Source organism: Nocardioides sp. Iso805N (genome assembly GCF_000364605.1).
Classification (GTDB): Bacteria; Actinomycetota; Actinomycetes; order Propionibacteriales; family Nocardioidaceae; genus Nocardioides.
Genome location: NZ_KB822577.1, coordinates 1 through 11992, shown reverse-complemented (window position 1 = coordinate 11992; position 11992 = coordinate 1). Strand labels below are relative to the sequence as shown.

At 70.4% G+C, this 11992-nt stretch carries 10 protein-coding genes; 4 read left to right on the top strand and 6 right to left on the bottom strand.

The features are described 5' to 3' along the window. The first annotated feature begins 16 nt into the window (after positions 1 to 16). On the top strand, positions 17 to 688 hold the full coding sequence (locus tag H036_RS0107710) for a matrixin family metalloprotease (protein ID WP_026145872.1): 672 nt from the start codon (positions 17 to 19) through the stop codon (positions 686 to 688). A 72-nt stretch (positions 689 to 760) separates the two neighbouring features. On the opposite strand, the gene H036_RS0107705 is transcribed toward H036_RS0107710, so the two are convergent. From H036_RS0107705 to xylA, 5 genes are all read right to left on the bottom strand, one after another. Next, a complete protein-coding gene (locus H036_RS0107705) occupies positions 761 to 2599 on the bottom strand; it encodes a phosphoenolpyruvate carboxykinase (GTP) (RefSeq protein ID WP_017934207.1) in 1839 nt (612 codons plus the stop codon). Between the two features lie 430 nt (positions 2600 to 3029). After that, positions 3030 to 3383: an arsenate reductase family protein gene (locus H036_RS0107700; RefSeq protein WP_017934206.1), complete on the bottom strand. Its 354-nt coding sequence runs from the start codon at positions 3381 to 3383 to the stop codon at positions 3030 to 3032. Positions 3384 to 3540: 157 nt separating this feature from the next. Next, a complete protein-coding gene (locus tag H036_RS0107695) occupies positions 3541 to 4251 on the bottom strand; it encodes a class I SAM-dependent methyltransferase (protein WP_017934205.1) in 711 nt (236 codons plus the stop codon). A 37-nt stretch (positions 4252 to 4288) separates the two neighbouring features. After that, on the bottom strand, positions 4289 to 5683 hold the full coding sequence (gene xylB, locus H036_RS0107690; RefSeq protein WP_017934204.1) for a xylulokinase: 1395 nt from the start codon (positions 5681 to 5683) through the stop codon (positions 4289 to 4291). A gap of 53 nt (positions 5684 to 5736) precedes the next feature. Next, positions 5737 to 6894, bottom strand: coding sequence for a xylose isomerase (xylA, locus tag H036_RS0107685; protein ID WP_017934203.1), 1158 nt, complete (start codon positions 6892 to 6894; stop codon positions 5737 to 5739). Positions 6895 to 7053: 159 nt separating this feature from the next. Between xylA and H036_RS0107680 the strand changes: the two genes are divergently transcribed. Further along, positions 7054 to 8175 (top strand): ROK family transcriptional regulator, encoded by a 1122-nt coding sequence (locus tag H036_RS0107680; RefSeq protein WP_017934202.1) that lies wholly within the window; start codon positions 7054 to 7056, stop codon positions 8173 to 8175. A 21-nt stretch (positions 8176 to 8196) separates the two neighbouring features. On the opposite strand, the gene H036_RS0107675 is transcribed toward H036_RS0107680, so the two are convergent. Further along, a complete protein-coding gene (locus tag H036_RS0107675; protein WP_017934201.1) occupies positions 8197 to 9399 on the bottom strand; it encodes an acyl-CoA dehydrogenase family protein in 1203 nt (400 codons plus the stop codon). Positions 9400 to 9602: 203 nt separating this feature from the next. On the opposite strand from H036_RS0107675, the gene H036_RS0107670 reads away from it, so the two are divergent. Together H036_RS0107670 and H036_RS0107665 are read left to right on the top strand one after the other, a co-directional pair. Then, positions 9603 to 10802: a CaiB/BaiF CoA transferase family protein gene (locus H036_RS0107670; RefSeq protein ID WP_017934200.1), complete on the top strand. Its 1200-nt coding sequence runs from the start codon at positions 9603 to 9605 to the stop codon at positions 10800 to 10802. Positions 10803 to 10812: 10 nt separating this feature from the next. Next, positions 10813 to 11706, top strand: coding sequence for a LysR family transcriptional regulator (locus H036_RS0107665; RefSeq protein ID WP_017934199.1), 894 nt, complete (start codon positions 10813 to 10815; stop codon positions 11704 to 11706). Positions 11707 to 11992 lie beyond the last annotated feature (286 nt).

The window sequence follows — 11992 nt, the reverse complement described above, 5'->3', positions numbered from 1 at the left end:
GATGAGAGCGATCGCCATGATGCACCGCGTCCGACTCCTCTCAGCTCTGGCCAGTGGCCTGCTCGCCGTACTGCCGCTGGCATCCGCGCACGCCGCCGACACGGTGCCGCGCACGGCATCGTGGACCCGCGAGGACCCGTCGTTCCCCTACCGCTGGGACCCGTGCCAGCCGATCCCCTACCGGGTGAACCTGGCCGGCACACCGCACCGCAATCTCAAGGTGCTCAAGGCCGCTCTCGCCGACATCGCGGACGCCACCGGCTTCACCTTCACCTACGCCGGCACCACCCATGGGGTGCCTTACGCCAAGGGCCGCAGCGGGCTGCGCCAGGTGCCGTCCGGCGGTCTCACCGTCGCCTGGGCCACGCAGCGGAAGGTGCCGGCCCTGGCCGGGAGCGTGGTCGGCCTCGGCGGCCCCGGCCCGTCCTACCGGCGCGTCGACGGCGAGTGGCAGATCGACAGCGCCGGCGTGGTGATCGACAAGACCGCCCGACTCACCACCGCGATGGTCGACGGCCCCAGCCTGATGAGCCTGCTCCTGCACGAGCTCGGCCACGCGATGGGGCTGGGCCACAGCCGCTCCAAGGCGGACGTCATGTACGCCGGGCTCGGGCGCTGGTCGCGACCGCACCTCGGCCCAGGTGACCGCGCGGGCCTGCGTGAGTTGGGCGCCTCCACCCACTGCTAGCCGACTTTGCAGAAATGGCCGCCGAGTTTGCACAAAGGTGCAGACTCGGCGGCCATTTCGACTGAATCGGCGTCAGTCGCGGGCCTCCTCGAGGTTCTTCGCGACCCGACGGTGTGCCTCCCAGATCTCCTCCGGGAGGTTGAACTGGTCGAGGTGCTCCTCGCGGAACTTCATCTCCTGGCACCAGCGCTCGACATCGATCGAGAGCAGCTTCTCCAGGTCGCCCTCACCGAACCTCATCCCCTCGAGGTTGAGCTCCTCGGCCTTCGGCAGTACGCCGACGGGCGACTCGACGCCCTCGACCTCACCGGCCTGGTACCGCAGCAGCCACAGCAGCGCGCGGACGTTGTCGCGGTAGCCGTTCCACAGGAAGTGGCCGTCCTCGGGATCGCGCTGGAACCAGTTGACGTGGGCGAAGATCGGGGCCTTCTTGGCGGCGCCGATGATGTTGAGCCAGTGCCGGGCGTAGTCGCCCTCCTCGTAGGCCAGGAAAGGACGCATCGACATCGGGTCGTAGCGGAGCTGGCCCTCGACGCCCTCGGCGGCGAAGGTGGCCTCCGCACCGAGCGTCATGCCGTCGTACACGCCCTCGGCGATGTCGTTGATCGCACGGATCAGGGGCTCGCGATCACGCGTGCGGCCGCCGAAGATGATGGCGTTGACCACGACACCCGCCGGGTCGTCGAAGTCGTCGGCCGCGTTCGGGACGTTGGCGATGGTGGTGGTGAAGCGGCTGTTCGGGTGCGCCCACGGGTCGCCCTGCTCATCGGCGATCCGGTCGGCGATCCGCTCGCCCTTCCAGTCCAGCCAGCCGTCGAGGTCGTCGGGGTGGTGCTTGGTCTTGCCCTCCCACCACACATCCTGGGTCTTCTCGTTGTAGGCGACGTTGGTGAAGATCGCACCCGACTCCGGGAGGATCGCCTTGACGGCGCCCGGGTTGGTCGCCTCGTTGGTGTCCTTGGCGACGCCGAAGACGCCGTTCTCCGGGTTGAACGCGCGGATCTTGCCCTCGTCGTCGACCCAGAGCCAGGCGATGTCGTCGCCGTAGAAGGTGACCTCGTAGCGATCGCCGAGCGCATCGGGCGACAGCGTCATCGACAGGTTCGTCTTGCCCGAGGCGCTCGGGAAGCCGCCGACGACGTGGAACGTCTTGCCGGTCTGCTTGTCCTTGATCCCCAGCAGGAGGAACTGCTCGGCGAGGAACTTGCCCGACGCGCGGCCGTCGTAGCAGGCCTGGCGCAGGCCGTGCGCGATCTTGCCCAGCAGCGCGTTGCCACCGTAGGAGGAGCCGAAGTGCAAGATCGTGCGCTGGTCGGCGATCGTCGCGAACAGCCGCTGGTCCTTGTCGGTGCCCTGACCGAGGCTGGCCAGGTCACCGGTGACGTGGACGGCGCGGACGAAGGACGCAGGGTCGCGCAGCTCGTTGATGTAGTGCACGCCGACGCGAGCCATCCGGATCATCTGGTTGACCACCGGACGGCAGTCGGTCAGCTCGACGCCTGCGGCGTATGCCTCCAGCGGGCTGCCCTGCGGCGCCATCAGGTAGGGGATGACGTACATCGTCTTGCCCTGGGAGGCGCCGCGCATGCGCTCGGTGAGCGTTGCGACGGTCTCCTCGGCGGGCCGCCAGTTGTTGTAGACACCCTTGTCGGCCTCGTTCGAGGTCGCGACGACGGTGCGCTCCTCGGTGCGCGCAGTGTCCTTGAAGTAAGAGCGGCTGTAGAAGCGCCCGCCCGCTACCGGCAGGATCTCGCCTGCGGCCAGAGACTCCTCGAGAAGACGTGCGTCGTCCTCGGCGCTGACCACCTCGACCTTGTCGGCCCCCGTGATCCCCGCCCAGTACGCGACGTAGTCACGCACGTGGGGATTGGTCAGTCCTGCCTTGTCGAGCACCTTGTCAACGTCAACCATTCCGCAACCCTTCAAGCGTGGAGATGCTGGCACGCTACAGGACCAAAAGTGGGCCCTGACCGCCGTCCAGGAGCCCAGGATGAGTCGTGCGTCACGCTCTCAGCCAATGGATCGTTCAAAGGCCGGGTTCGTCCCAGAAAGGACCGAAGTGGGTCATTTCCAGCGCTCATCCGCGGACGCAAACACGCGAACGAACGAACTCACGCCCGGAGCGCGGCCCATGTGGGGTACAGCTTGGGGACGGTCGCGATCCGGGCGTGAGAAGCCGGGGTGGACGTCTCGGGTCGTCCACCCCGGCATCCGCAATTCTGGCGCACCGGCCGGCGGACCGGTGGCGTTTCAGCGAACTTTTAGATTCGATTCCTGAGTCCCGACCCGGTGCAGCCGGGGCTCGCCTCGGTCGAGATGCGGCCGCACGAGCCTCGATGCCTCAGAGCACCGAGCGGACCGCTTCCTCGGTGCGGGCCACCACGGCGGACCCGTCGTCGGCCGTGATGATCGGGCGCTGGATCAGCTTCGGCTGCTCGGCCAGCGCCGTGATCCAGCGCTCCCGGGACGCCGCGTCGCGCGGCCAGTCCTTGAGGCCGAGCTCCTTGGCGATGGGTTCCGCCGTACGGGTGATGTCCCAGGGCTCGAGGCCCAGTCGGTGCAGCAGCTCGGTGAGCTCGGCCGCGGTCGGCGGCGCCTCGAGGTAGCGGCGCACCGTGTAGCTGGCGCCCTCCGCCTCGAGGACGGACAGCGCCGAGCGGCACTTCGCACAGGCCGGGTTGATCCAGATCTCCACCCGGGGATCGTCGCATCCCGCCGGGGTTTGAGACCGTGGCCGGCCGGGTAAACAGTGGGTGCCCGTTACGCACGGGCGCTTGGGATCGGGTTGTTGCCGGCGAGCCCGCCGCGATGCGGTGGGCTCGCCAACAACACGAGAGCCTGGCTAGGGCCGCTCAGCGCCGCCGTACGAGCACCACGCTGTCGCGCAGCACCGCCTGCTGGCCCTCAGGGCCGGTCGCCGGTCGCTCACGCAGTTCCACCGTCAGCGGCTCCCACTCCTCGCCGAGGTCGAGGGACTCCAGCTCCTGCACGGGACCGAGGAAGACGTGGTGCTGTCCGTGCCGGTGTCCCTGCCCGTGGCCGTCGTCGTGCTCGTCATCGTGCTCGTCATCGCCCGCGTGATCGTCTCCGTGGATCTCCGCCTGGTCGGCAGCCTCCTCGGCGTAGCGCGACCACGGCGGCGGCTCGGCATGTCCGACCAGCAGCAGGTGACCGCCGCTGACGATGCTGTCGGCGGCGCGGCGCAGCACCTCGGTGCGCGGGAACTCGATCGGCGAGTGCAGGAAGCAGGCCGAGACCAGGTCGAACTTCTCGCTCGGCACCCACGTGGCCAGGTCAGCGGCCACCCAGGTGATCGGCAGGTCGCGGTGCTCTGCCTCCGCCTGCGCGCGGGCGATCGCCGTCTCGGAGACGTCGACGCCGGTGACGGTCCAGCCCTGCTCGGCCAGCCAGATGCTGTCGGCCCCCTCACCGCAGCCCAGGTCGAGCGCACGTCCCGGCGCAAGCGGCGAGACGGTGTCGACCAGCGCCTGGTTGGGATGGCCGGACCAGATCCGCTCGCGCTCGGCGTAACGCTCGTTCCAGAACTCTTCCGCGTCGCTCATGACTACGAAACTAGACGACCGCGCGAGCGCCGATCGATCAGGCGCCCTCGGTGAGGTCGCGGACCTCGGCGTAGCGCTGGCGTACGGCGGTGTCGGCCGTCGCCTCGAAGGTCTCGATCCCGCCGGCCTTCCACGTCGGTGCCTCGGTAGCGCCGGTCAGCACCCAGGCGGCCTGGCGGGCAGCACCGTCGGCGACGTACTCGCCGGGCTCGGGCACGACGACGGGTCGACCGAGCACGATCGGGGCGATGCGGCGGACCGCCTCGGAGCGGGCGCCACCGCCGACGAGGAGGACCCGTTCGACCGCGACGCCCTGAGCGACCAGTGCGTCGATGCCGTCGGCGAGACCGCACAGCAGGCCCTCGACCGCGGCACGGGCGATGTGCGCCGGGGTCGCCGTGGCCAGGGTCAGGCCGTGCAGGGCCCCCTTGGCGTCGGGACGGTTGGGGGTGCGCTCGCCCTCGAGGTAGGGGACCAGCACGAGGCCACCGGCGCCTGACGGCGCCTCGAGCGCGAGCTCGGAGAGCCGGTCGAGGCTGACGTCGAGGAGCGTGGCCGTGGCGGCCAGCACGCGGGCCGCGTTGAGGGTGGCGACCAGGGGGAGGTAGCGGCCGGTCGCGTCGGCGAAGCCGGCCACGGTGCCGCTGGCGTCAGCGGTGGGTGCGTCGGCGACGGCGCACGCGACCCCCGACGTACCGATGGAGAGGACGACGTCACCGGGGCGGGCGCCCAGACCGAGCGCCGCGCCGGCGTTGTCACCACAGCCAGCACCGAGGGGTGCTCCGATGGGGGTATGGAGCACCGCCTCGGCAGGCTCGAGAACGCGCGGCAGGACCAGATCGGCCCGGCCGAACGCGCGCTCCAGAAGGTCGGTCCGGTAACCGCTTGTGGCGGGGGACCAGTAACCCGTGCCGCTCGCGTCAGAGCGGTCGGTGATCAGGGTGTCGATGCCGGCCGCGCCGGAGAGCTTCCAGGTCAGCCAGTCGTGCGGCAGTGCCACAGCGGCGGTGCGAGCCGCACTGTCCGGCTCGTGCTCGGCCAGCCAGCGCAGCTTGGTCGCGGTGAAGGAGGCGACCATCACCGAGCCGACCGCCTCGGCCCATGCCTGCGGGCCGAGCTCGGCATTGAGGTCGGCGGCCGCCTGGGCGCTGCGGGTGTCGTTCCACAGCAGCGCCGGACGGACGACCTCGCCGGCCTCGTCGAGGCAGACCATGCCGTGCTGCTGGCCGCCGACGGAGATCGCGGCGACGTCGTCGAGACCGCCGGCCGCCTCCGCAGCCTGCTGGAAGGCCGACCACCAGTAGTCGGGGTGGACCTCGGTGCCGTCCGGGTGCGACGCCGAGCCGGTGCGCACCAGCGCACCGGTCTCGGCGTCACGGACGACGACCTTGCAGGACTGGGTCGAGGAGTCGACCCCAGCCACGAGCGTCATCGGTGGTCTCTTTCGGTCGGCGTGCGGCAGTCGGCGTGCGTGTTCGGCGTGGCTCAGCGAGCGCCGAGCAGGTGCTCCATGGCGAGCTGGTCGAGCTGCTCGAACGCGAAGCCGTGGGTCGCCATCGCGTCGATGTCGAACTCCTCCTCGCGTACGCCGGCGAGCGTCTCGCCCTCGGCCAGGGTCGGCGCGGCGAGCTGGTCGAGGCCCGAGCGCTGGAGCGCGGCCTGGACCTCCGGGTCCGCACGGAACGCGGCAGCGCGCTCCTTGAGGATGAGGTAGTTGCGGATACCGCCCTCAGCCGAGGCCCACACGCCGTCCTCGTCCTCGGTCCGCGGCGGCTTGAAGTCGAAGTGACGCGGGCCGTCGTAACCGGAGGTCTCGAGCAGGTCGACCAGGTTGAACGCGCCACGCAGGTTGCCGGCGCCGAAGCGGAGGTCCTGGTCGAAGCGCGGGCCGTGCTGACCGTTGAGGTCGAGGTGGAAGAGCTTGCCGTGCCACAGCGCCTGGGCGATGCCCGACGTGAAGTTGAGGCCGGCCATCTCCTCGTGACCCGTCTCCGGGTTGAGACCGACCATCTCGGGGTCGTCGAGGGTCTCGATGAAGGCGAGCGCGTGACCGATGGTCGGCAGCAGGATGTCGCCGCGGGGCTCGTTCGGCTTCGGCTCGATCGCGAAGCGGATGTTGTAGCCCTGCTCCTTGACGTAGGCCGTCAGGGTGTTGAAGCCCTCGCGGTAGCGGTCGAGTGCGTGGCCGATGTTCTTGGCGAAGTTGCTCTCGGCGCCCTCGCGACCGCCCCAGAACACGTAGGTCTCGGCGCCGAGCTCGGCGGCGAGGTCGATGTTCTTGGCGATCTTGCCGAGCGCGAAGCGGCGCACGCGACGGTCGTTGCTGGTGAAGCCGCCGTCCTTGAAGACGGGGTGGCCGAAGGTGTTGGTGGTCACCATCGGGACCTTGAGTCCGTTGGCCTCCACGGCCTTGCGGAAGCTGTCGATGGCGGCCTGGCGCTCGGCACCGGTCGCGTCGAAGTCGAAGACGTCGTTGTCGTGGAAGGTGACGCCGTAGGCGCCGAGCTCCGCGAGCTTGCCGACGGCGTACGCCGGGTCCATCGGCGGGCGGACCGCGCCACCGAAGACGTCGACGCCCTGCCAGCCGACGGTCCACAGACCGAAGGTGAACTTGTCCTCAGGGGTGGCCTTGTAGTCCGCCATCACCGTGATCCTTTCGAAAGCCTATTTCGTCCACGTCGTGAACTATTAGTGTGATCCAACTCCCGTCCACCGGGGATGTCAAGCCTGCGGACAGCAGTTGCCGTCTTGTTCATGTCTTGGTCTAATCACCGCATGGGTGGACCGGTGCAGCATGCTGGCATGAGGGCGAGCAACCTCGCCCTGGTGCTGCGCGCGATCGCCGAGGCCGGTCCGATCACCCGCGCCCAGCTCGCCACCGCGACCGGCCTGACCAAGTCCTCGATCTCGGGCCAGGTGACCGACCTGGTCGCCGCCGGCCTGGTCGAGGAGACCGACGCGCCGCCGTCCCGCGACCGCGGCCGACCGGGCACGATGCTCTCCCTGCATCGCCAGGGCGCGGCGGGCCTGGGGCTCGAGGTCAACGTCGACTATCTGGCGGCGCTGGTGGTCGACCTCGGCGGCACTGTCCGCTACCGCCACGTCGTCACCCGCGACAACCGCGGTCGCCCAGCCGCGGAGGTGCTCGCCGAGCTCGTCCGGCTGGCCGAGGCCGCGGTCGCCGCCGCGGCCGAGCAGGACCTGGTCCTCGCCGGCGCCTGCCTCGCGGTCCCCGGTGCGACCGACGGCTCGACGATCGTGCGCGCACCCAACCTGGACTGGGCCGCCGTGCCGGTCGAGCTGCCGCTGCCTGCCACGGCGTACGGCCTCTCGATCGAGAACGAGGCCAATCTCGCCGCTCTGGGCGAGCTGTGGTTCGGGACCGCCACGCCCCGCGACTTCGTGCACGTCTCCGGCGAGATCGGCATCGGGGCGGGCATCGTGGTCGGCGGCGAGCTGTTCCGCGGCGCGCACGCCCGCGCCGGCGAGCTCGGCCACGTCATCCTCGACCCCGACGGCCCGTCCTGCTCCTGCGGCGGCCGCGGCTGCCTGGAGCGGTTGGCCGGCCTGGATGCGATCCTGCTGGCAGCGGGGGTCGCGTCCCGCGTCGAGCTGGAGCAGCGCTGCGAGGCCGGCGACCTGCGAGCGCTCGACGCCGTCGCCGAGGCCGGGCGCCTCGTCGGCGTCGCGCTGGCGTCGGTGACCAACCTGCTCGACCCCGACGCGGTCGTGCTCGGTGGCGTCTTCGCCGCGCTGGCGCCGTGGCTGCAGCCGGCCGTCGCGGAGTCCCTGGCCGCGCACGCCGCCAAGCCCGAGCTGCTGGTCTCCAGCCTGGGCCCGGACGCCGCCGTACGGGGTGCGGCCGGGGCTGTGGTGCAGCGCGTGATCGACGATCCGGCGACCTACGTCGGCTCGCGGGATTGACCCCTGGGGGTCGAAACCTCCTCAGCGGAACGCCGCGACCCCCGTCAGCGCCTGACCGATGACGAGGGTGTGCATCTCGACGGTGCCCTCGTAGGTCAGCACCGACTCGAGGTTGTTGGCGTGCCGGATGACCGGATACTCCAGCGAGATGCCGTTCGCGCCCAGGATGGTGCGGGCGGTGCGGCAGATCTCGATCGCCTCCCGGACGTTGTTGAGCTTGCCGTAGGACACCTGCTCGGGGCGAAGCCTGCCGGCGTCCTTGAGCCGACCGAGGTGGATGGCCAGCAGCGTGCCCTTGTTGTACTCCAGCGACATGTCGGCGAGCTTCTGCTGGGTGAGCTGGAAGCCGCCGATCGGCTTGCCGAACTGCTCACGCTCGCGGGAGTAGGTCAACGCAGACTCGATCGCGGAGCGAGCCGCGCCCATGGCGCCCCACACGATGCCGAAGCGGGCCTCGTTGAGGCAGGACAGCGGTCCCTTCAGGCCACGCACCTCGGGGAAGACGGCGTCGGCGGGAAGCCGTACGCCGTCGAGCACGATCTCGCCGGTGACCGAGGCCCGCAGCGACATCTTGTGCTTGATCTCGGGCGCCGAGAAGCCCGGCGTGCTCGTCGGTACGACGAAGCCGCGGATGCCGTCCTCCGTGTGCGCCCACACCACCGCGACATCGGCGACCGGGGCGTTGGTGATCCACATCTTGCGTCCGTCGAGGATCCAGTCCGCGTCCGGCCCGGCACCGTCGCGACGAGCACGGGTGCGCATGGAGGCCGGGTCCGAGCCGTGGTCGGGCTCGGTGAGACCGAAGCAGCCGATCGCCTCGCCGGCGGCCATCCGCGACAGCCACTCCTGCTTCTGCTCCTCGCTGCCCCACTGCCAGATCGCGTACATCGCCAGCGAGCCCTGTACGGAGACCAGCGAGCGCAGCCCCGAGTCGGTGGCCTCCAGCTCGAGGCAGGCCAGGCCGTAGTCGACCGCGGACATGCCGGCGCAGCCGTAGCCCTCAAGGTGCATGCCGAGCAGGCCCAGCGAGCCCAGCTCCTTGGCGAGGCCGCGGATGTCGGGGATCGCACCGGCCTCGAACCACTCAGCGATGAACGGGTCCACCTTGTCGGCGCACAGCTGGCGCACCGAGGCCCGCACCGCGATCTCGTCCTCGCTCAGCAGCGTGTCGAGGGCGATCGGGTCCGCCGGGTCGAACGGCGGCAGGGAGGACATGGCGCTCATCGGGACTCCTGGGGCTGGGGCGGCTGTGACTTCGGACGTTCCCCGAGTCGCGGCTGCGCGGCAAGCCCCAGCGGCGATTGATACCCGGTAGGTAATACCGGGCGTCCGGTTCGGTCCTTCTGTTGATGGATCGGGGCGGGAGGGCGAGAGTCAGGGCAGACGAGAGTCAGGCAGAGTCGACGACGGCGAGTACGGGAGACGAGATGACCGACGACCTGGAGCAAGCGCTGCTGGACCGGAGCACGGAGGGACCGCTCGCCGGCGTCGTCGTCGCCGACCTCAGCCGGGTGCTGGCCGGGCCCTACTGCACGATGCTGCTGGCGGACATGGGCGCCCTGGTGGTCAAGGTGGAGAGCCCCGGCGGCGACGACACCCGTGGCTGGGCGCCGCCCCGGCTCGGCGAGGAGAGCACCTACTACCTCTCGGTGAATCGCAACAAGCACTCCATCGCGCTGGACCTGAAGAACCCCGCCGATCTCGCCGTCGTACGCCGGATCATCGACCGGGCGGACGTGCTGGTGGAGAACTTCAAGCCCGGTGGCCTGGCGAAGTACGACCTCGACTACGACACCCTGAGCACCAGCCGGCCCGACCTGGTCTACGCCTCGATCACCGGCTTCGGCACCGGCCCCGGCGCGGACCTGCCCGGCTATGACCTGCTCGCCCAGGCGGTCTCCGGGATGATGGACCTCACCGGCCATCCCGACGGCGAGCCGCTGCGGGTCGGCGTCGCGCTCTTCGACGTGATCACCGGCCTGCACGCCGCCACCGGCATCCTGGCCGCGCTACGTGAGCGCGAGCGCTCCGGCCACGGCCAGCACGTCGAGCTCAACCTGCTGATGTCGGCGCTGTCGGGCCTGGTCAACCAGACCAGCGCGTACGCCGCGGCAGGCGTCGTGCCGACCCGGATGGGCAACGAGCACCCGAGTCTCTACCCCTACGGGCCGTTCCCCGCACGGGACAAGAACATGATCATCGCGGTCGGCAACGACAGCCAGTTCGCCTCGCTCTGCGTCTGTCTCGGGATCCCGGAGCTGGCCGCCGATCCCCGGTTCGCCACCAACGCCTCCCGCAACGGGCACCGCGAGCCGCTGCGGGCGCTCCTGGTCGAGCGCCTGGTGAACCGCGATGCTGCGGACTGGTTCACCCTGTTGAAGGCCGCCGGCGTACCCGCGGCGCCGATCCTGACCGTGGCCGAGGGCACCCGCTTCGCCGAGGACCTGGCCCTCGACCCGATCGTCTCCACCGGTACGCCGCAGCGTTCGATCCCGACGGTGCGCAACCCGATCGGCTTCAGCCGCAGCAGGCTGGACTACCCGATCGCGCCGCCGCTGCTCGACGGCGACCACGACGCCGTGCTCCGGTGGCTGGAGCACGCGCCGCCCCGCACGCCCGCGCCGTAGCCTGTCGCGCATGGACGTGCACAAGGCGCAGGCGTTCCTCGCGGTCGCCGACGAGCTGCACTTCGGTCGCGCGGCCGAGCGCCTGCACATGGCCCAGCCCCCGCTGAGCCGGCTCATCCGGCAGATCGAGGCCGAACTGGGCGCCTCCCTCTTCGAGCGCAACACCCGCCAGGTCTCCCTCACCCCGCAGGGCGCGGCGCTGATCGAGCCGGCGCGCGAGCTGGTGATGCTCTCGCAGCGCCTCAAGGAGATCGTCCAGCAGTCCCAGGCCGGTGAGATCGGCCGGATTCGGCTGGGCTTCGCCGGCGCATCGGTCAACCGGCTGGTCAGCGAGCTCGCCCGCAGGGTGCGGGTGGAGCGCCCCGGCATCATGCTGGAGCTGTTCAGCTCGCAGTTCTCCCACCTCGGTCTGGAGCGTGTGCTGGACGGCTCGCTCGACCTGGTCATCGGCCGGTGGGACTTCCTGCCTGCCGAGGTCGAGTCACGCGTCATCGGCCGCGAGGAGATCCTGGTCGCGCTACCCGAGCACCACCGGCTCGCGGACCGCGACGGCCTCGCCGCGACCGACCTGGCAGGCGAACCGTGGGTGGTCCTGCCGGGCGCCAGCAGCGCGACGCTGCCCAACCGGCTGGGCGTGCTCGGTGTCCAAGGCGGGTTCGTGCCGCGGATCGTGCAGGTCGCACCCGACTCCTCCACCCAGCTGATGCTGGTCGGCGTCGGGGTGGGCGTCGCGCTGACGTTCTCCGGCGTACGGGAGAACCTGCTGGCTCCCGGTGTCGTCTACCGGCCGCTGCGGCCCAGCCAGGCCGGCGTCGAGGTCCGGCTGATCTGGCGTCGCGGCGACCCCAACCCCGCCGTACCTGCCGTCATCGGAATCTCGCGGCAGGTCTTCCCCGACGACTGAGCCTGGTCGGTGCTGCTTGAGAAGTCAGGTTTTGCGGGTCGAGAGGTCACCTTTTGCGGGTTGAGTGGTCACGTACGCCGAACACGCCCGCCGAACACGCCCGCCGAGCTTGTCGAGGCGCCCCCAGTACGCGGGGTGGCTGAGACAAACGAGAAACGTGGGCCAGTACCAGCGTGGTCGCGTGTCTTGGGCGGGTTGGGTGCCTTCGTATCGGTTGCGTCGGGCCACCAGGCGTGTGATCGGGTACGGCGAGCATTTCACCCGATGCGGCCAGCAAAGAGGGTTG

Coding starts and splice junctions, on each gene's coding strand:
- xylB (WP_017934204.1), bottom strand. CDS start 5,683: ATGACGCTCGTGGCTGGGGTCGACTCCTCGACCCAGTCCTGCAAGGTC.
- H036_RS0107665 (WP_017934199.1), top strand. CDS start 10,813: ATGGACGTGCACAAGGCGCAGGCGTTCCTCGCGGTCGCCGACGAGCTG.
- H036_RS0107675 (WP_017934201.1), bottom strand. CDS start 9,399: ATGAGCGCCATGTCCTCCCTGCCGCCGTTCGACCCGGCGGACCCGATC.
- H036_RS0107670 (WP_017934200.1), top strand. CDS start 9,603: ATGACCGACGACCTGGAGCAAGCGCTGCTGGACCGGAGCACGGAGGGA.
- H036_RS0107705 (WP_017934207.1), bottom strand. CDS start 2,599: ATGGTTGACGTTGACAAGGTGCTCGACAAGGCAGGACTGACCAATCCC.
- H036_RS0107695 (WP_017934205.1), bottom strand. CDS start 4,251: ATGAGCGACGCGGAAGAGTTCTGGAACGAGCGTTACGCCGAGCGCGAG.
- H036_RS0107680 (WP_017934202.1), top strand. CDS start 7,054: ATGAGGGCGAGCAACCTCGCCCTGGTGCTGCGCGCGATCGCCGAGGCC.
- H036_RS0107710 (WP_026145872.1), top strand. CDS start 17: ATGATGCACCGCGTCCGACTCCTCTCAGCTCTGGCCAGTGGCCTGCTC.
- xylA (WP_017934203.1), bottom strand. CDS start 6,894: ATGGCGGACTACAAGGCCACCCCTGAGGACAAGTTCACCTTCGGTCTG.